Source organism: Thermoactinomyces vulgaris (genome assembly GCF_003688725.1).
GTDB lineage: Bacteria > Bacillota > Bacilli > Thermoactinomycetales > Thermoactinomycetaceae > Thermoactinomyces > Thermoactinomyces vulgaris.
Genome location: NZ_REFP01000009.1, coordinates 349,047 through 368,417, shown reverse-complemented (window position 1 = coordinate 368,417; position 19,371 = coordinate 349,047). Strand labels below are relative to the sequence as shown.

The following is a 19,371-nucleotide window of genomic DNA, read 5'->3' as shown; positions in this document are numbered from 1 at the left end:
TGGTGACAACCGGGAACGAGACCTTTTCTTTTCACATCGGTTTGGCAGTCAATTTGATTAATTGGATCACTTCTTGCATGTTTTGCTCGGGAGAATTTTGGCTCATTTTCTCGCGGTAGGCTTCCTGATTTTCCACCAAATTCTCCAGATGTTGGAAGAAACTTTCATCAGTCAAGTCTTCTTCCATCAAAACTTCCGCATAGCCCATTTTTTCGAAAGAACGCGCATTCAAAATTTGATCCCCGCGGCTGGCGGCTTTGGAAAGCGGAATCAAAAGCATCGGTTTTTTCAGCGACAAGAATTCAAAAATGGCGTTGGATCCGGCACGCGACACGACAAAGTCGGCCATGTTCAAGACATGGGGAAGTTCTTCCGACAAGTATTCAAACTGGCAATAGCCGGGTTTTTGAATCGACTCGTCCACCTTTCCCCGCCCACAAAGATGAACAATTTGAAACCGCTTTAGAAGCGTATCCAAGTTGTTGCGAACCACTTCATTGATAACGCCAGACCCCAAACTTCCGCCCATGACCAGGATCACCGGCTTCTCTTGGGTGAATCCGCACAATTCCCTTCCCCGTCCGGGGTCCCCGTGTTTCAATTCTTCCCGGATGATGGCGCCGACATACTTTCCTTTCTCCTTGGAAAAATGTTTGGCCGTTTCCGGAAACGTGGTGCAAACTTTTGTTGCAAACGGAGTGGCAATCTTATTGGCCAGCCCGGGCGTCATGTCGGATTCGTGAATGATGGCAGGCACCCGGTTCAACCATCCTCCCAGCACCACCGGAACCGACACGAATCCTCCCTTGGAGAAGATCAAACCCGGTTTATGGCGGCGAATCAGCCGGTATGCTTCAAAAATCCCTTTCAGGACTTTAAAAGGATCTTTAAAGTTGTTCCAATCAAAGTACCGGCGCAGTTTTCCGGTCGAAACACTGTAATATTCCACATCTTTCAGTTCGGAAACTAATTGTTTTTCTATTCCGTCTTTGGAACCGACATAAATCACTTTCCAGCCATCTTCCAAAAATTTAGGAATCAGTGCCAAGTTGACCATGACATGGCCGGCGGTTCCGCCACCTGTAAACAAAATGGTTTTTTTCATCGGTCGTTTCCCTTTCTAACGGTGTTTTCAGCGACAACGTTATTTTAACAGCTTTTTTTCCTGTTGCATTGAACAATGTATGAAAGATGTAACCAATCCATCCCTGATTTCAATAAAAAATATCTTTTTTGGAAATTCCATACTTCTTCATCTTGTTCAAAACGGTGGTATGGCTCACCCCCAGATGGCGGGCGGTTTTCCGTATGCTTTTGAACCGCCGGATCCCGGCCTGCACCAGTTCTTTTTCATACTGCGCAAGATGTTCTTTCAAACTGCGCCGGGGAAATGAGCAATCCGTATCCAATACATCGCTCAGATAAACTTCTTGTAATTCGGTTTCTCCTTCCGGACAAAGGTAAACGCTCCGCTCCATCACATTTTGCAGTTCCCGGACATTTCCCGGCCAGGAGTGTGCCTGCAGGCGAAGGAAAGCCTGGGATGAAAGAGAAAGAAGCGGACGGCGGGAACGGGTGCAAAATTCCCGGAGAAAATGAGCAGCCAGAAGCGGGATGTCTTCTTTGCGTTCTCTTAAAGGGGGAATGGTGATCGGGATCACATGAAGGCGGTAATACAAGTCTTTGCGGAACCGGCCCCGGTGCACCAGATCCGCCAAATCCCGGTTGGTGGCGGCAATGATCCGCACGCGGAGAGGAATCCACCGGTTTCCGCCGACCCGCCTCAAAGCCCTTTCCTCCAAAACCCTCAATAATTTGGCTTGCAAATTGAGCGGAAGCTCACCGATTTCATCCAAAAACAGCGTCCCGTCCTGCGCCAATTCCATCAAGCCTTTTTTTCCCCCTTTCCCCGCTCCGGTGAACGCCCCCTCCTCATAGCCGAACCATTCGCTTTCCATCAATGACTCCGGAACGGCGGCACAATTGATGGAAATAAAAGGGCCGTTGGCCCGCCGGCTTTCAAAATGAATGGCCCGCGCAAACAATTCTTTTCCCGTTCCGCTTTCCCCCTGCAATAAAACGGTCGCTTCCATTTGTGCCACCTTTTTGGCCGTTTCCACGCACCTTTTCATCGTTTCACTTTGATGGATAATATCCTGAAACTGGACCATTCCCTTCCGGTTGACAGACTGCAGCAATTGGCGGACTTGTTTCATGTCGCGAATGACGATCACCAAACCGGACTGCCGTTTTTCACCGGAACGGACCGGAATAAAACTGGCCATCACTTGAATCATGTCCGGACCGCGGCGGATGGTTACCGGGACATTCAATTGTTCTTTCCCCGACTGAAAACATTTCCGGCAACATTTCAGGTCCGTTCCCCAAAGTCCGGGAAGATCCTTTTCTTCCCAATCCTCCGGAAAAAGGCGCAGCATTTCGGCCGCCGCCCGGTTCATCGCCTGAATTTTGAACTTTTGGTCCACCAGGATCATGCCTTCGGACACCGTTTCCAAAATGGTGTTCATTTGTCCTTCGCGCATTTCGGACGGAAGAATTTGAATGGGTTCTAATTGCTTCACACCAGGGATTTGCTTGATCCGTTCCGTCAGTTTTTTAAACACCCCGGAAGGGACCGCCCGGATTTTCAGATGAATGCTTCCCGATTCCACCTCCATCCGCTCAATGTCGACATGATCGGCCAACAGACAGGAAATCACCTCATGCGTCATGCCCACCCGGTCAATGGTTTTAATGCAGAGGGCGATTGTTTTCATTCGTTTCCTCCTTCCCGTCCTCTTACTTTTATCTTAGCGGAAGGGAAGAGGAAGATCGATCACACAGATGAAAACGCTTCCCCCAGATCCGCCAAAATGTCCTCTGCGTTTTCAATCCCCGCGGACAGGCGGATCATGCCGTCGGAAATGCCCATTTTCAGCCGCTCCTTCCGGGGAACCACCGCATGGGTCATCGAAGCCGGATGCTGAATCAGTGTATCCGTTTCTCCCAGACTGACGGCCAATTTACAAAGCGAGACATGATTCAACAACCGGACGGCAGCTTCATATCCGCCCTTCATCTCAAAGCTGATGACTCCGCCGGGCTTTCGCATTTGTTTTTTGGCCAACTCAACCTGAGGGAAAGAAGAAAGCCCCGGGTAAAAGACCTGCTTCACTTTGGGGTGTTCCGACAAAAAACGGGCGATCTTCCCCGCGTTTTCACAATGGCGGTCCATGCGCACCTCCAATGTTTTCAATCCCCGGATCAAAAGGTAGGCATCCATCGGCGACAAAACCGCCCCCAAATCTTTCAAGGTGGTTTTTTTCACGTTTTCCAGCAGATGGCGGGGGCCCGCCGCAATCCCGGCAATCACATCCCCGTGACCGCCGATATATTTGGTGGCGCTGTGCAACACAATGTCACAGCCCCATTCCAACGGACGCTGCAAATACGGAGACATCAGGGTATTGTCCACAATGGTCACGATCCCGTGCCTGCGGGCCACAGTTGCGGCCCATTCCAGATCCACCAGCTCAAGGGTGGGATTCATGGGAGTTTCAATATAAAAACAACGGGTTTCGGGACGGATCGACTTTTCCAATGCGGCTTCTTCTTTCATCGAACACATGGAAAAACGGATTTGAAACCGCTCCTGCAACCAATGAAACAGACTGTACGTGCATCCGTACAAGCCTTTGGAACAAACCACATGATCCCCGGCCTTTAAAATTCCCAACAAAACCGAGGCAACCGCTCCCATCCCGGATGAAAAAGCCAACGCCGTTTCCGCTTTTTCCAACACCGCCACTTTCTCTTCCAACAGGCGGACCGTCGGGTTGCCCAGCCGGGTATAAATAAATCCGTCCTCCCGTCCGGCAAAACGGTTCCCGCCGGTTTCCGCCGAGGGAAACACAAATGTCGAAGTTTGAAAAATGGGCGGTGCCAACGATCCTTCCATTTCCCCGTGACGCACCCCGGCATGAATCGCCTGGGTGGAAAAACCCCATTTGTTCTTTTCCATCTCGGTTCCTCCCTTTTCCGTCATTCATTGCAAATAAAATGCAAAACCCGTGCCAAACGGTGCGATGGAGCTTTTCCGCCCGGTTCCATAAAAAAATGGCAACCCATCTTTCCATTCTTGAAAGAGAGGTTGCCACTTTCCGCGATCCAGATTAAAAGATCGTATCCAATTTCTTGATGTCTTCCTCTGTCAATATTACATCCAACGTTCGCAAATTCGAGAGCACCTGTTCCGGGTTTCTGGCCCCCGGGATGATTGCGTCCACTTCTTTCCGGTGCAAACACCAGGCCAACGCCAAATTGGCTGTATTGACCCCTTTGGATTTGGCCATTGCTTTTAATTTCTCCACTTTTTCCAGACTCTCGCGGTAGGCTTCTCCTTGAAAATAAGGCAGATTGGCCCGGTATCCCTGAATGGTTGACGTTTCATCATATTTTCCGGTCAAAAGTCCGGAAGCCAGCGGAAAATATGGAACAAAGGAAATCTGATGCTCACGGAGATAAGGGAACAGGATACGTTCTGCTTGCCGGTTCAACAGATTGTATTCTCCCTGATACACATCCACATATCCGTCCTGATTGACCTCTTTCAGCTGTTCAAGAGAAAAATTGGATACGCCGATGGCGCGGATCTTCCCTTCTTCCTTCAGTTCCTGCAACGCCCCGACCGCCTCTTCTTTGGGCGTATCCTGATCCGGAACATGAATATAGAGAATGTCGATGTAATCGGTTTTTAAACGCTTCAAGCTTTTTTCGGCTTCCTGTTTCAAAAAAGACGGGGTGTTGTCTGCCACCACCTGATTGTTCACAAATTTGGGGCCGATTTTGGTGGCAATCACCACATCCGTCCGTTTGCCGCTTTCTTTCACCGCCTCCCCAACCAGCTCTTCCGACCGTTCGGGGCCATACAGATAAGCGGTGTCCAAAAAATTGATCCCGTTTTCAATGGCTGCTTGGACCACTTCTTTTCCCGCCTGGCTGCCGACCTTATTGGTCCCCAAACCAATGGGATGGACGGTGAGACCGGTTTTCCCGATGGTCACCTTTCTTTCCATCTGTCGATCCCCTTTCTGTCTAAAAGGATTAAACGGTTTATTGCATCCCCATTCCCCGCCAAACCCGAATGCGTCCAGCCCGTTTCAATATTGACAGAACACAGGAAGAAAAATCACCAGTCCACCGGGCGATAATCTTTGAAAAACTGTCCATTGGGCGGTTTTTCAGCATCCATCCCGAGATAAACCGGGTCACAAATCCGGGCCGCGGCATCTTCACAGTCGAGCGGGGGTTGAATGTGTTCCCGGACTTTGGCCGGGAGTTGATTGGACACCCATCCCGGATCAACACTGTTGACAAAAATCCGATCCCGCTTGTAATCTTTGGCCATCGTCAATGTCATCATATTCAGCGAAGCCTTGGCCATATTGGTATGGACATGGTAGCGCCCTTTGCGTTTGGTCCGAAAGATCCCTTCCTTGGAAGAAACATTGATGATAAAGCGGTTCAGATGGGGACTTCTCAGCATGGCCGGTTTCAACCGGGTGCTGATCAAAAAGAGCGCCGTGACATTCACCAGTTGAACTTCCAGCATTTCCGTCAACGAGATTTAATCCGGTTTGGCAATCCAGGCATTGTTGGCAAATGGAGGAAGATTCGCCGGATGCCGGGACGGGCTGGCCACGGGCAGGAGAAGATTTTTCTCATCATCCGGTTCCGTCCCTTGCGCAAATGTATAAACCGGCAACTCCCTTCCCCGCTCTTCGCCGGAACCCAACCAATTCGTTTTCCATTCCCTTTCTTTTTGCAACAGGGCCTGGTACGCTTCATCCGGAAGCCGGACCGTCTGGGCTGCGTTATTGACAATGATGTCAATATAGGGAAATTGCTTGTTCAAAGAAAAAGCAAATGCCTCCACGAGGTCAATCCGCCGAAAATCCAACCCGTATACGTGAATCCGGTCTTTCCAGTCTTCCCAATCCGGCTCCTGAATGTATCGCCGGATGGCATCATAAGGAAACCGTGTGGTGACAATCACCCGGGCGCCTTCGCGCAACAGGCGCAATGCCGTATGATACCCGATTTTCACCCTGCCGCCTGTCACCAATGCGACATAAGAAGTCAAATCATGGCGGGCAAGGCGCTTCTGTTCGTTGAAATTGCCGCATTCCACACAATTTGGAATAGCGGGGATGGGAGAAATCCATCCGTTCTTTGCATATGTAACATTTTTGTTTCTTTTCTCTCTAAGCCGGTTGATGCGGATTCGTCATTCAACTCTCACCATTAAAATATTTTATATTTAAAAAAATCATATCACATGATGAATTTTTTCACACAGCCGCTTAATGAAAGCGCCTGCCCCACGCAGGAGATGAAGGTAACCAATCCTTCCTGTGTCCTGCGATAGTTTAAATGAAAACGCCAGCCTTTCCCGCTGGAATTGCAGGTTCCATCCTGCTCGCAGGGATCCCCCTTCGGGGGATTTTCTTTTCATACCGGTCTGAAGGTGCCGGCCAGTGAGTGCCGTTTAAAAGCATGAATCTGCAAAAACCGAAACATTGACATCTCTGAATGAATGGCATACGATAATTTTTAATCATCCAGTCATCAGATGACCTTATGAGGTGAAAAATGGAAAAGAAAATGAAGATGAGATCTGCTTTAAGAGTGCGTAAATCCTATGAAGAAGTGGCGGACTTGTTAAAAGAACACATTTTAAACGGCACCTACCAACCGGGCGAGCGGTTGCCTTCCTTCCGGGAATTGAGCGAACAAATGGGCGTGGGCCAATCGACCATCCGGGAAGCCGTCAGTTCGCTGAAAACCATAGGTCTTGTGTCGATTCGCCATGGAGAAGGAACTTTCGTCACCCGGCTGGATCCCAAAAAGGTTTTGTCTGAATTCAAACCTTTTCAGCCGGTGACCCGCCAAGATCTCCTTTCCCTTTTGGAGGCACGCAAAGTGATTGAAACCGGAATGGCCCGGTACGCTTCCGAAAGAAGATCCGGGGAAGATTTAAAACAAATGGAAAAGGCGCTTTTTGACATGAAAAACGCGGCGGCAAAAGGCGAACTCGGAGATGAAGCGGATCTGGCTTTTCATTATGCCATCGCCCGCGCCAGCCACAATCCGGTGTTGGAATGGATGATGGAATCCATTTACGGCATCTTGTCCAGATCCCTCAAAGAAAGCCGCCAACAATTGTTTTTGATTCCCGGTTATCCGGATCAATTGCTTCAGGAACATCAGAAGATTTGTGAAGCCATTGCCGCCCAAAATGCCGAGGAAGCGGAAAATGCCATGTTCATGCATTTGGCAGGCGTGGAAGAAAAATTGTTTGCAAACCGTGAAAAACAAAAAAACATTCGATGAACCGGGCAGGTGATGATGGTGAAAGTGTCATTATTTGTTACTTGTTTGGTGGATATGTTTTATCCGAATGTCGGAAAAGCCACCGTTGAATTGCTTAACCACCTGGGTTGTGATGTGGAATTTCCGGAAAAACAAGTGTGCTGCGGACAGCCGGCTTATAACAGCGGTTATGTCCGGAAAGCCAAAAGTGCCGCCAAAAACATGATCCAAGCCTTTGAACATGCGGAATACATCGTGACGCCTTCCGGTTCCTGTGCCACGATGTTCAAAGAATATCCGCGTCTTTTTGAAGATGATCCCGAGTGGAAAGAGGGAGCTGAACATTTGGCCGCCAAAACGTATGAGCTGACCCAGTTTATTGTGGATGTTCTCCGGATCACGGACACCGGAGCCCGGCTGGACGGGAGAGCCACGTATCATTCGTCCTGCCACATGACCCGTCTGCTTGGCGTGAAAGACGCGCCTTTCACACTTCTTTCCAATGTCAGAGGATTGCAACTCGAACCGCTTCCCCAAGCCCAAAATTGCTGTGGCTTCGGAGGCACGTTTTCCGTGAAAATGAGCCCCGTCTCCACGGAAATGGTCGATGAGAAAGTCAACAACATCCTGCAAACCAAAGCCGGCTACCTGATCGGGGCGGATTGCGGATGCCTGATGAATATCAAGGGGCGGCTCGAACGCCTGGGACATCCCGTTCAAGTGATGCATATCGCGGAAGTTTTAAACAGCCGTTAAGGAGAGATCACAATGGCGATTAAAATCAGTGAAAATCCATTTGGCCACCGGGTACAACAAGGATTGGAAAATGTCACGATGCGGCAGGCGGTTGCCTCGGCCCAGGAACGATTGCAAGACCGCCGCCTTTTTGCCGCCGATGAATTGGGAAACTGGGAAGAATGGCGGCTTTTGGGCGAGCAAATCCGCCAGCACACACTGGAAAACCTCGATCATTATCTGATGCAACTCAGCGAAAACGTCGCCAAGCTGGGCGGCCATGTCTTTTTTGCCCAAACCGCGGAAGAAGCGGTGCAATACATCCAAGACGTGGCCAAGCAAAAAAAGGCCAAAAAAATCGTCAAATCCAAATCCATGGTGACCGAGGAAATCCATTTGAACCCGGCTCTTGAACAAGCGGGTTGTGAAGTTGTGGAAAGCGATCTCGGGGAATACATCCTGCAAATCAATGACGATGTCCCTTCCCATATCGTCGCTCCCGCGCTTCACAAAAACAAAACGCAAATTCGCGAAACCTTTCAAAGCAAACTCGGCTATGACCAATCGGACGACCCGTATGAATTGACCAAATTTGTCCGGCGGATTTTGCGCGAAAAATTCATGGAAGCGGACATCGGCATCACCGGGTGCAATTTTGCGGTGGCCAATACCGGCTCCATTTGTCTTGTCACCAATGAGGGAAATGCCGACCTGACCATTTCCATCCCGGACACCCACATTGCCGTGATGGGAATGGAACGGATTGTTCCGACCATGGAAGAACTGGATATTCTGGTCAGCCTGCTTTGCCGGAGCAGTGTCGGGCAAAAGTTAACCAGCTATATCACCGTGGCCGGCCCCAAACAGTCAGGGGAAGGAGATGGGCCGGAAGAATTTCATCTTGTGATCGTCGACAACGGCCGGTCGGAGATTTTAGGCTCTGAGTTCCGTTCCATCCTCCAATGTATCCGCTGCGGGGCGTGCATCAATGTTTGCCCAGTCTATCGCCACATCGGCGGCCTTTCTTACGGATCGGTCTATCCCGGGCCGGTCGGAGCGGTTTTAACCCCTTTGTTGGCCGGGTACGAAGACTTTCAGGAATTGCCTTACGCCTCCAGTTTGTGCGGAGCATGCACCGAGGCTTGTCCGGTAAAAATCCCCCTGCATGAATTGTTGATCAAACACCGGCAAGTGATTGTGGAACAAGAAGGGCGCGCCCCGCTGGCCGAGAAACTGGCCATGAAAATGTTTGAAATAGGTGCTTCCTCCAGTGCCCTGTATCAGTGGGGATCCAAAATGGCTTCTGCGGCAACCCGTCCACTCACTGCCGGTGCAAAATTCAAAAAAGGCGTCGGCCCGTTAAAGCAGTGGATGGCATCCCGTGAATTTCCGGCCCCTAGCCAAGAGCGCTTCCGTGATTGGTATCAACAGGAACAGAAAAGAGGGAAAGCGGATGCAAGGAACAATTCATAACCGGGACACTTTTTTGAAAAACATTGCCCGAAAGCTGGGACGGAAACAAAAGACGGATCCGGTTCCCCGTCCGGAGTGGAAAACAGAGGTTCACCAGGAAACGCTGAAAGACGCAAGCAGAGAGCAACTGCTGGAAATATTTAAAAAACAATGCCGAAACATCCACACAACCGTCATTGAAACCACAAGCGAACAACTGCCGGAAACGCTGAAAAAGCTGGTATCGGAAAACGGGGGCGGCCCGGTGGTCATCTCCGGGGATCCGCGCTTTCAAGAATATGGGCTCCACGAGCTGCTTCATGGAACCTGGCCCGGTCAGGGGATTTCCGTTTACCGATGGCAAGAAGGGAAAAAAGAAGAAAACATCCGGCAGGCCGCGTCAGCCAAATTCGGCGTGGTCTTCTGCGACCATGCCCTGGCGGAATCCGGAACCGTGGTTCTTCAAACCCGGGATGATCAAGGCCGGGCTTTGCATTATCTGCCGGAGAATTACATCGCCATCATCCCGAAAGAAACCATCGTCCCGCGGATGACCCAGGCCGTCCATGCCATCAACCAGGCCATTGAAAACGGCCAAACCCCGCCCTCCAGCATCCATTTCATATCCGGACCAAGCAACTCGGCAGATATTGAGATGAACCTGGTCGTCGGGGTTCACGGCCCCTTAAAAGCGTTTTATATCATCGTTTAAGGGCATCCATCGATGCCCTTTGTAATGTCCGGATCCGGAAGGTTTTCAAGCCGGGTTGGAGAACGTTTCATAGAACCCTCAAAAGGAAAGGAGCGAATCCCGGTGACCATTTTGCATTCAGAAATCACCCGGGCCATTGCCGCTTATGCCGACCGGTTTTCCGGCTCCGGCATGCAATCCCTCCACCCTCTCATGGATGTGCTTCATCATTCCCGGGACATCACTTCCCGCGCCACTTTCCCCGGTCACGTCACAACGAGTGCCGTCATCATGGATGAACAAAAAAGAGTTCTGCATATCAGGCATAAAACCTTGAACGCTTGGCTTCTTCCGGGTGGACATTGTGAAAAGAAGGATCGTTCACTGATTGAAGCCAGCTTGCGGGAAGCCTGTGAAGAAACCGGAATCTCTCCGGAACAACTTCAACCCGTCCTGCCCCCAAACGTTCCCGTTGACATTGATTTGCACGAGATCCCCGAAAATCCCGAAAAAGGCGAACCTCCGCATTGGCACGCCGATTTCCGGTTTGCCTTCCGTTTGAAATCTTCCGCAAAGGTCATCATTCAGGAAGAAGAAGTCACCGGTCACGCTTGGCTGACGTTAAAACAAATGCCCATGCGCCGGCTGGCGGACCGGTTGTGCGACATCGCCGGCATCCCGGATTAATGACAGTGTTCATGACAGTGTCCACCACAGAGTTCAACCACTTTTCTCCGAAGATACAAAGAAACTGCTTGTGGTCAGTGAAAAGCAATTATGGTTTCCTCGAAACATCCCATCAGGAGAATCGTACACCACTTATCTGACGGCTATTATCAAAACAGCCCCTTCCCTTTCGGATCAGGAAATCTTAAATATGGTAAGCAAGGATCGATTTACCATCACCGGCGGTCGGGAAGTATGGTCCATCCCGTTTGGGGATGAATCGGTTACGGTCGGTCCATTAAAGAAAAATTAAAAAGAACAAAAAAACGGATGGCCTGCAAACCATCCGTTTTTTGCTTTTGGGATCTTTCAACGCAACATTTCGGGCTTGATTTCCGGAACAATTCCTTCTTTGGCAGCCCGGCTGAGTAGTGCATAAATCGCGTTATACCCTTCTTTGCCGAGGTCGGCGGTAAAGTCGTTGACATAAAGGTCAATATGTTTCTTGGCCACTTCCGGATCCATTTCCTGGGCATGCTGCATCACATATTCCCGGGATGCTTCCGGATGGTTCCAGGCATATTCGACCGAAGCACGTGTCCATTCAGCAATGGACTTCACATCAAGGGTGCGGCGGGCAATGATGGAACCGAGCGGAATCGGCAAGCCGGTGTCCTCTTCCCACCATTCCCCGAGATCCGCCAACAAATGAAGTCCATAAGACGGATAGGTGAAACGGGCTTCATGGATCACCAATCCGGCATCAAAGGTACCTTCCCGGACAGCCGGCATGATTTTGTCAAAAGGAACCACCTGGATATCCAAGTCCCCTGAAACATGCCGGGCGGTCCAGAGACGGAACAACAGATAAGCGGTGGAGCGTTCACTGGGCACGGCAACGCGTTTGCCGCTCAAGTCCGTTTCTTTGGAAGCATCCTTGGTCAGGATGAGCGGCCCGCATCCCCTTCCCATCGCGCCTCCACAGGGAAGAAGTGCATAGTCGGACAATACCCACGGCAAAGCGGCGGATGAGATTTTTAAAACATCCGGTCCATCCGGCCGTGTCGCCAGATGGTTGGTGATATCAATATCGGCATAGGTCACATCCAGTTTGGGCGCTCCGGGCACCAATCCATGCACCCAGGCATGGAATACAAACGTATCATTGGGACAAGGGGAAAAAGCGATTTTCATCGAACCACCTCCGTCAATGCACTGCTTGCTTTTTCCAAAGTTTGCAAGGCTTCATTAATTCGCCAGGCCGCCCGGTTTCGCGGGCCGACAAAATTGGACACGGCCCGCATTTCAAGCACCGGCACGCCTTGCAACCGGGCCGCGGTGGCCACACCGAAACCTTCCATCCCTTCCGCCGCCGCTTCCGGAACACGCCGGATCAGCTCCTCTGCCGTTTCTTGTGTCCCGGTGACGGTGGACACCGTCAAGATCGGTCCGGTCGTAACGGATATCCCTTTATGTTGCAAAGCTTGTTCCATCCAACAGACAAATTCCGCATCCGCCGGGATCCGGGAGGTTCCCAGATCCAATTGATCCAAAAAACAAAAGCCTTCCCCGGTTTCCGCGCCCAAGTCGGCGGCAATGATTTCACTGGAAAGCACCAGCGAACCAATGTCCGTCTTTCCCGGGAACCCTCCGGCAATGCCGGCATTGATCACCCAATCATACGAGGCGGCAGACAAAGCCATGGCTGTGGAGGCAGCCGCTTGGGCCAATCCCACTCCGGCCACCAAGACCTCGGCCTCAATCCCTTCGGTCTGCTCCAGCCCCCGTAAAACAGCTTCCCGTTCGGCCTGTACCGAGGTCACAACCAGCACCCGGCGCTTGGCACCGCCCTCCTTGTATGTTCTCGGCTTTGGCTTCATTTTCAATCTCCTTCTTCAACACTTGTCTGTTTTTCCATCATACCATATCCTTGATAGTTGGACGTTCTTTAAAGATTTTATAAATGATTCACAAACAAATAATTATGGATCTATTTAAATTATTGATATGATGAATAGTATTGGTGACTTGAGATTAAGCAACCCAGAGCTAGGAGAGAGTGATATGGGCTTTTTCAACCGATTTTCCGCGAATAACACAGGCGAAGCTTTGCAAGAGATTTATGAAGAACTCGGAAACATGTATCACCAAATTGAAAGAATCAAGCGGGAAATATCCTCGTTTCGCCAGATCGACCAGAAGCTGAAACAAGCCACGACGATCAACCAATCGGCTGTCATGATCTCACAAAAACTGAATGAAACGTACCGGGATGTACAGCTGATCCAAAAATCCATCCAGAAGGATGATCAGGAAACCTGCGCTTATATCCGCCAACAACGGAAAAACATAGAAGATTTGATCGGACAGCTGCATCAAAAAACCGGGGAAATCCAAGAGGAAATCGAAAAACAGATGGCCGGGGCACTGGATCAACATCAAGAAAAATTCACCGACTGGGTGAATGAAAAACAAGAAGAAAAGCAGAAACAGCTGGATGAACATGCCAAAAAAATATTGGAATCCCTGGATCAGCGGCAAAAAGAATACGAAGAGAAAAAAGAAGAGCTGGATGACAAATTGAAAAACTTAAAGGAAACCATCGAGGCGGAACAAAAGAAATGGACCGAAAACCTGGCTCAATTGAACAAAGTCATTTTGGAAAAAGAAGAAATGTGGCAACAAAAATCAAAGCGGCAAACGATTCTTTTTTCCATTCTGTTTTTGCTGTCTCTGGCACTTTCCGCGGGGGCCTTGTGGTTTTAAATCGGTCAGGCTGTTGACAACAGCGTCAACAGCCCCGGGTTCTTTGTGCACTTCGGAGCCTTCCGGCATCAAACTTTTAATTCCTGAAGCAGAATCTTTCCAATCCCATCCCCGGTTCCTGTTCATTCACCGGGACTCACTGAAACGAAACCATCATCCACCGGCCGATCGGGACAAATCCCAAACGTTCATAAATTCTCCCGGCGTCCGGGTTATCATAAAACAAACAAAGTTCCTTTCCCTCTTGAAGCAGATCTTGGCACAGCCGGACCAGACAGGCGGAAGCCATCCCCTTCTTTTGATGCTCTTTTACAGTGCAAACCCCGACCACCATGGCAGAAAGCGTATTTTCCGCCGTACTGGAAGCTGAAGAAACCATCTGTCCGTCCACTTCGATGTAATAAGTCCGGGCTACACCTTTTTCCATGTTTCTTTTGATGGATTCCGGATTGTTACTGAATGAAAAGTGCCGGTATAACTCCATGATTCTCCCGACATCCTCAACGCCTGCTTTTTTCACCGGCCAATTTACTTGAGACTCCTTTAACGCGCGGCACTTGGCGTAATAAAGTTTCCGGATTTGAGACGGCTTGGAAGCGATCCACGGAATAAGAAAAGAAACCACATCCTCCAAGCCATTCAGGTTTTGAAATTCCGGATCTGAAACCATCACCTTGGCCAACCCTTCGTGGTCAAAATCATGACCGGGCGCATAAGGGATGTAATTTTGGTAATATTTTAAAAGCACCGCACGCAAGTTTCCATGATCATCAAAATCGCCCCACACCTTTTGGAACGCCTGATCATAACCATATGCCTCAATATCGCCGAGAATAAACAAGTTTTCCGCCGCTTTCGGCATCAAAAGCTTCATGCATGCTTCATGATCCTCTTCCGTCAACCTGCGAATCATGTTCCTCCCGCCTTTTCCACCCCGTCAGGGCATTTTTTCTCTTGTTGTTTTTCGGATATGGAAGAGTATATCACGAAATGAACAGAATTTTTGTAAACGAGTACACGAAAAAAATTTAATTTTCTTCTTGCAAAAATGATCTCCGGTGATTATAATACAATATGTAACTGAAAAACACGGGGCATTAGCTCAGCTGGGAGAGCGCTACACTGGCAGTGTAGAGGTCAGCGGTTCGAGCCCGCTATGCTCCACCAAAGGAAAACCCTCGGATGTTCCGGGGGGTTTTTATTTACAATAAGTTAAAAGGAACAACGACTTGAAACATCACTGCTCCTTTTTCCACTTTATACAAGACCATGATATACAACCACTAATAATTAGGATATTTCTTTAAATGAAACTTTAAGTTCGAAAAGTTATTATTGATGAAATAACGGGAGATTATGATCAAGAAGGGATGGACTTTATGCTAGAGTTCATCCCTTAACGTTATCTATGGAGTTTGACTAAAGTTTTTTTTAGTCTTTTCTTTCTTATGTATACAATTGGCTTTTGTATTCAGCATTTTTAGCTCTTTATACAAGCGTTTGATTTATCATGCAACATCGATTAACCCTTAAACTAGCGCTCTACCGTCTGTTCCTTTCTTTATTGGAGGTATATCAGCTCTTACTCCGTCATGTTCTATTTCAATAACACCAAGAAAACCGGTAATTTTCGAAGTATCCGACATAACAGGAAAATATTTCTCTAGCTCTTGGAAATTTCCAACTCGTTCAGTTAAATAATAGTACATTTGACGAGAAGGTAATACCAAGAATCCCCCAGCTAAATCACCTTCTAACATACCAAGTTTAAGTCTGTTTATTGCTCGATGACTTGAAGCTATGTTTCCTGTTTCCCATTCAACACCAAAATACTTTCCATCACTTAATTCTAAGGAAGAGTCAATCTTTCTATTTTTGATCGACTTCTTACTTACAATCTTTTCATCTTCCCAACCTAGCTGATTTAACTTCTCAATAAATGCATGTTTAATCGGCTTTACACCATTAGCTTGTTTGCGACAAACGAAGGTGACTTGATATTTGAACCATTTGGTGGAAGCGGTAACAACATATATCGCAGCCGAAATTCTAAAAAGACATTGGATTGGTATTGAAATAGGATCTGGTATCATCGTGGCCATCATTGTTTTCGCTTTTGAGGTTACTATTGCCACCTTTGTAGGTGTTGGGATTGTGTTAGGTGAAATCGTCAGTGCACTTACTTCATAGCCATGATCGGTGAATCAAGTATCCTAGCTTCGATCGGTTCCAGAATTCCTTGGCTAAACCGAGCTACGCCCAAAATGTTTGGTAATGCAGTGATTGCGGGAACGGACCAAAGCATAACAGATTACCTGAAAACAGGTATATTTAGTTTAAAACGAGCAATAGTGGCCGCTGCATTCGGTTTTTTCCTTAGCTTTGGCGGCTGGTACATAAGCAGCCATTTAGATGGCATTATAACTAAAATTAACGGACTCAGTCTTTCGACGGCATTCGAAATATTTGCTGATGGAACTGCTTCCGCACCAAAGACAATCGGTGATACCTCATTCGGTCAGTGGTTACAGAAGTTTGCCAGCAAATCAAATGGTAAAAAGTACGCCAGTGTTAGCTTTGAAGAGGAATCTTTGTTAAAGAACAGTATCCGAAGTAAATTTGGCGAAGAAGAAGGAAAACGAAAAATAGACTCCTTATTTCGAGCTGTTTACAACAAAGCGTACAAAGAAGATCCAACTAAAAAAGGTATTTTTGGTTTGCCTGATGACATTGTGGTTGATAACGGAAAAATCATTATTGTAGAGGAAGCAAAACTGTATTCCAAAGATGCCCTCAAAGATTTAGCTCTGTTAGCAGAGAATAAACCTCAACAATTTATAGAGGATGGTCTTCTCGTTAAAAATAGCAAAGGAAATGAATTTAATGCCTTTATTCAGTTATATAAACATAAAAATGCGATCGATTATCTAAATCAGCACTTGGATGACCTAATTATTCAAGAGAAAGCACGGGAACTTGGCATAACTCATAGAGCAGATAGTCGAATATTATATAAAGGTTCCCGGGCAGAGGATAAAGATATGAAAACGATTGTGGATACTTTTAAGAAAGAGCTTGGCATTGTTGTAAAATATCGCAAGGTTAAATTCGGGAAATGAGATATTGATTTCTTGGGTAAAAATGTGAAGGTATAAGGGGGATTGACTAAATGGATGAAAAAACTTATCTGGCTTATACCGGTTGGGGAAGATATCTGGTGGATGGATATTGGAACACGGCAATCAAAATATGTGAAAAACTATTAAAGCATTGGGAAGGAATCAAAGCCATCACCAATTACAAGGTGGGGGATATTGCAAGAGATATTAAATATTCATCTGAATTCATCCATCTCGCCGGGACCCGGTTAAAGAACTTTGACGCTTTTAACGTCGTTTTTTTTAATCCAATGGTACAGGAGGAGCCATATGTTCACCGCATGTTTATCAGTGATTCGGTCCTGTCAATTTCCGAGTATGATGGCGGGAAATATTTCAAGGAGAATCCAGCGTTAACCGGTCATTTTATCCAGGTGATGAAAGACATTTCCCGGATCAGGGAGATTCAAGAACTGTGGTTAGGCGACTTGCGGGCTGGTTTTATGGGAAATATCTATTTTCTTTACCGTCCGGAAAAAATCTATGACTATCGGGCCTCTTTGGAACCTCATCCAGAGTGGCAAGAGTTATTGGATCTTTTGGAAACTCACTTACCCAGGGAAGTCATTGTGGAAACGATTGTCCGGGAAATCGGAGAAAATCACGTGGAGGATTTGAATGACGGTAAGATTTTTGTGCGTTTTTACGGGGAGAACTTGTTTGATATAAAGGTGGATAAGACTGATTTATTGCATCAGATCCGGTATAAAGTGGAGAGTTATTTGGACGACAAGAACATAAAATTTAAACACCTCGTTTATTAGAAAACAAAAACAGCCTGCTGAAACGTTTCATTCCATGATCCAGTCCCCCAAATGTTTCAATTTTTTTCGGGGGACTTTATCTTTTTATATTTTAACCATCAAATATTCAGCATAATTTTATTATGATGAAATATTTCATTTAAAAGAGGAAAGTGGGGTGCGATCCGTTGTTTGAAATTGAAATCACCTCTCTCACGCTGACCGGACTGGGAATCGGGATTTTGGCAATCTCCTTGTTAACCCTTGCCATCAGGGTTTTGCTGATCTGTGTCAACAAAAATAAATCCTGAACGGCCCCCCCTGAAAGCTGGTTAAACCGTCGATTTCCTCTCTCAGTTCCATAACCGGAAGATAAATGAAAATCAGAGATTACATTGTGGACAACCCTGATTATCCTTCAGACGTTTGCTTTGGATACACATGGGATAACCTAGAGGATAAATTGCGAAATTCCCGAAAGAAAAAGGAGCATCCGTATGGATACAAGTCGTCCGTTATCCCGTGAATCCATGGATTCGGTTTTTTGGAAGCGCAATTTCTGGTCCGGTTTGTTGTTTGGCATCGGATTGATTGCTTTTATCGATGAGGCGGTCTTTCACCAACTTTTACACTGGCATCATTTTTATGACCGGGCCACCCGCAGCATCGGGCTTGTCTCCGACGGGCTGTTTCATGCCTTCAGCTGGTTTGCGACGGTCTGGTCATTGTTCTTGCTGGCCGATCTTCGCCGGCGCCATGCCTGGCGGAAAAAGAGATGGTGGGGAAGCGTTGTGCTGGGAGCCGGTCTGTTTCAATTGTACGACGGAATCATTCAGCACAAGTGGATGCGGATTCATCAGATTCGTTATGTGGAAAATGTGTTGATCTATGATCTGGTTTGGAATTTGCTTGCCGTGATCATGATCATCGCCGGCTTTCTGGTCATCCGCTCACAAAAGAAACGGAAGGAGCGGGAAGCGTGAATCCGGTTTATACCCTGCTGTTCATCCTTCCGTTCGGGACGGTTTTTTTTGTCTATCTGTATGGTGCCTTCGTCCATTCCCGCCGTCGGGGAAAGGCATGGCCGCGATCCCGTACCGTTTTTGGGATTGTGGGGGTTCTTATGGCCGTCGTTTCGGCGACCGGACCCTTGGCCCATCTTGCGCATGCCGATTTTCGGTTTCATATGGGAACCCATTTAATTCTGGGCATGCTGTCCCCGCTTTTGATCCACTCGGCCCGCCCGTTCACCCTCATTTTTCGCACCCTGAGCATCCAAAACGCCCGGAGGCTTGTCCGTTTTTTAAAAACCCGGTATATCCGGACCCTCCACCATCCCGTCACCGCTTCCCTCCTCAATATCGGCGGGATGTGGGTGTTATACACCACCCGCCTCTGGGAAATGATGCATCAACATGCGTTTTTTTATCTTTTGATCCACCTTCACATTTTTTTGGCCGGCTATGTATACACCGCCTCCCTCTTGCAGTTGGAACCTTCCCCTGACCGGTACCGTTTTTCGTTCCGGGCTGCTGTCCTGGTTCTCTCCCTTGCCGCGCACCAAATTTTGGCCAAATTCATCTATGCCCATCCGCCTGGCGAAGTTCCAACGGACCTGGCAGAAGCCGGAGGAATGCTGATGTACTACGGGGGCGACGTGATCGACTTGGTGATCATCATCGTCCTCTGCCGGAGGTGGTATCAAACCCTGCAACCACGAAAAAAGCTTCCCTCCTGTCAACCTGCTTTGAAATCCTGAATAAAATTCCCGCATTTTCTGCCCTCCAAA

At 48.1% G+C, this 19,371-nt stretch carries 21 protein-coding genes and 1 tRNA gene; 12 read left to right on the top strand and 10 right to left on the bottom strand.

Features of this window, described 5'->3' with window-relative positions; genetic code table 11:
• Positions 1-31 precede the first annotated feature (31 nt).
• The 6 genes from ATH33_RS09075 to ATH33_RS13730 all read right to left on the bottom strand — a co-directional run bounded on the left by ATH33_RS09075 (position 32) and on the right by ATH33_RS13730 (position 6,190).
• Positions 32-1,105, bottom strand: a complete 1,074-nt coding sequence (locus tag ATH33_RS09075) for an undecaprenyldiphospho-muramoylpentapeptide beta-N-acetylglucosaminyltransferase (RefSeq protein ID WP_121874313.1) — start codon at positions 1,103-1,105, stop codon at positions 32-34.
• A 109-nt stretch (positions 1,106-1,214) separates the two neighbouring features.
• Complete coding sequence (locus ATH33_RS09070) at positions 1,215-2,777, bottom strand: sigma 54-interacting transcriptional regulator (protein WP_121874312.1); 1,563 nt, start codon at positions 2,775-2,777, stop codon at positions 1,215-1,217.
• A 59-nt stretch (positions 2,778-2,836) separates the two neighbouring features.
• A complete protein-coding gene (gene megL, locus ATH33_RS09065; protein ID WP_049720620.1) occupies positions 2,837-4,021 on the bottom strand; it encodes a methionine gamma-lyase in 1,185 nt (394 codons plus the stop codon).
• A gap of 151 nt (positions 4,022-4,172) precedes the next feature.
• Positions 4,173-5,075: an aldo/keto reductase gene (locus ATH33_RS09060; RefSeq protein ID WP_049720621.1), complete on the bottom strand. Its 903-nt coding sequence runs from the start codon at positions 5,073-5,075 to the stop codon at positions 4,173-4,175.
• A 113-nt stretch (positions 5,076-5,188) separates the two neighbouring features.
• Positions 5,189-5,611, bottom strand: a complete 423-nt coding sequence (locus ATH33_RS13735; RefSeq protein ID WP_236533805.1) for an SDR family NAD(P)-dependent oxidoreductase — start codon at positions 5,609-5,611, stop codon at positions 5,189-5,191.
• Positions 5,612-5,626: 15 nt separating this feature from the next.
• On the bottom strand, positions 5,627-6,190 hold the full coding sequence (locus ATH33_RS13730) for an SDR family NAD(P)-dependent oxidoreductase (RefSeq protein ID WP_249037510.1): 564 nt from the start codon (positions 6,188-6,190) through the stop codon (positions 5,627-5,629).
• A gap of 461 nt (positions 6,191-6,651) precedes the next feature.
• Between ATH33_RS13730 and ATH33_RS09050 the strand changes: the two genes are divergently transcribed.
• From ATH33_RS09050 to ATH33_RS09030, 5 genes are all read left to right on the top strand, one after another.
• Positions 6,652-7,392 carry a FadR/GntR family transcriptional regulator gene (locus tag ATH33_RS09050; protein ID WP_121874311.1) on the top strand — a complete coding sequence of 247 codons (741 nt, stop codon included), beginning with the start codon at positions 6,652-6,654 and terminating at the stop codon, positions 7,390-7,392.
• An 18-nt stretch (positions 7,393-7,410) separates the two neighbouring features.
• A complete protein-coding gene (locus ATH33_RS09045; protein ID WP_121874337.1) occupies positions 7,411-8,127 on the top strand; it encodes a (Fe-S)-binding protein in 717 nt (238 codons plus the stop codon).
• A 12-nt stretch (positions 8,128-8,139) separates the two neighbouring features.
• Positions 8,140-9,579: a LutB/LldF family L-lactate oxidation iron-sulfur protein gene (locus ATH33_RS09040; RefSeq protein WP_121874310.1), complete on the top strand. Its 1,440-nt coding sequence runs from the start codon at positions 8,140-8,142 to the stop codon at positions 9,577-9,579.
• Positions 9,560-10,270 carry a LutC/YkgG family protein gene (locus ATH33_RS09035; protein ID WP_121874309.1) on the top strand — a complete coding sequence of 237 codons (711 nt, stop codon included), beginning with the start codon at positions 9,560-9,562 and terminating at the stop codon, positions 10,268-10,270. Before ATH33_RS09040 ends, ATH33_RS09035 begins: the two co-directional genes overlap by 20 nt.
• A gap of 102 nt (positions 10,271-10,372) precedes the next feature.
• Positions 10,373-10,936, top strand: coding sequence for an NUDIX hydrolase (locus tag ATH33_RS09030; protein WP_170151250.1), 564 nt, complete (start codon positions 10,373-10,375; stop codon positions 10,934-10,936).
• A gap of 348 nt (positions 10,937-11,284) precedes the next feature.
• On the opposite strand, the gene ATH33_RS09025 is transcribed toward ATH33_RS09030, so the two are convergent.
• On the bottom strand, positions 11,285-12,109 hold the full coding sequence (locus ATH33_RS09025) for a 1,4-dihydroxy-6-naphtoate synthase (protein ID WP_049720624.1): 825 nt from the start codon (positions 12,107-12,109) through the stop codon (positions 11,285-11,287).
• Positions 12,106-12,795 (bottom strand): futalosine hydrolase, encoded by a 690-nt coding sequence (locus tag ATH33_RS09020; protein WP_049720625.1) that lies wholly within the window; start codon positions 12,793-12,795, stop codon positions 12,106-12,108. The genes ATH33_RS09025 and ATH33_RS09020 overlap by 4 nt, the downstream gene beginning before the upstream one ends.
• 184 nt (positions 12,796-12,979) lie before the next feature.
• On the opposite strand from ATH33_RS09020, the gene ATH33_RS09015 reads away from it, so the two are divergent.
• Positions 12,980-13,681 carry a hypothetical protein gene (locus ATH33_RS09015; RefSeq protein ID WP_037993149.1) on the top strand — a complete coding sequence of 234 codons (702 nt, stop codon included), beginning with the start codon at positions 12,980-12,982 and terminating at the stop codon, positions 13,679-13,681.
• A 136-nt stretch (positions 13,682-13,817) separates the two neighbouring features.
• On the opposite strand, the gene ATH33_RS09010 is transcribed toward ATH33_RS09015, so the two are convergent.
• Entirely contained in the window at positions 13,818-14,594 is a 777-nt protein-coding gene (locus ATH33_RS09010; RefSeq protein ID WP_121874307.1) for a GNAT family N-acetyltransferase, read from the bottom strand.
• A 178-nt stretch (positions 14,595-14,772) separates the two neighbouring features.
• Here ATH33_RS09010 and ATH33_RS09005 point away from each other — a divergent pair.
• A tRNA-Ala gene (locus tag ATH33_RS09005) sits at positions 14,773-14,848 on the top strand.
• Positions 14,849-15,210: 362 nt separating this feature from the next.
• On the opposite strand, the gene ATH33_RS09000 is transcribed toward ATH33_RS09005, so the two are convergent.
• On the bottom strand, positions 15,211-15,783 hold the full coding sequence (locus tag ATH33_RS09000; protein ID WP_165489727.1) for a PDDEXK family nuclease: 573 nt from the start codon (positions 15,781-15,783) through the stop codon (positions 15,211-15,213).
• Positions 15,784-15,945: 162 nt separating this feature from the next.
• Here ATH33_RS09000 and ATH33_RS08995 point away from each other — a divergent pair, with 162 nt between their 5' ends.
• The 5 genes from ATH33_RS08995 to ATH33_RS08980 all read left to right on the top strand — a co-directional run bounded on the left by ATH33_RS08995 (position 15,946) and on the right by ATH33_RS08980 (position 19,341).
• Positions 15,946-16,800: a hypothetical protein gene (locus ATH33_RS08995; RefSeq protein WP_131470901.1), complete on the top strand. Its 855-nt coding sequence runs from the start codon at positions 15,946-15,948 to the stop codon at positions 16,798-16,800.
• A 50-nt stretch (positions 16,801-16,850) separates the two neighbouring features.
• Entirely contained in the window at positions 16,851-17,603 is a 753-nt protein-coding gene (locus ATH33_RS08990; protein WP_037993153.1) for a hypothetical protein, read from the top strand.
• 167 nt (positions 17,604-17,770) lie between these two features.
• Positions 17,771-17,893, top strand: coding sequence for a hypothetical protein (locus ATH33_RS13840; RefSeq protein ID WP_255347143.1), 123 nt, complete (start codon positions 17,771-17,773; stop codon positions 17,891-17,893).
• Positions 17,894-18,079: 186 nt separating this feature from the next.
• Positions 18,080-18,565, top strand: a complete 486-nt coding sequence (locus tag ATH33_RS08985; RefSeq protein WP_232335118.1) for a DUF2243 domain-containing protein — start codon at positions 18,080-18,082, stop codon at positions 18,563-18,565.
• The gene (locus ATH33_RS08980; protein WP_037993154.1) at positions 18,562-19,341 is read left to right on the top strand and encodes a cytochrome c oxidase assembly protein; all 780 of its coding nucleotides are present in this window, start codon (positions 18,562-18,564) and stop codon (positions 19,339-19,341) included. Before ATH33_RS08985 ends, ATH33_RS08980 begins: the two co-directional genes overlap by 4 nt.
• Positions 19,342-19,371 lie beyond the last annotated feature (30 nt).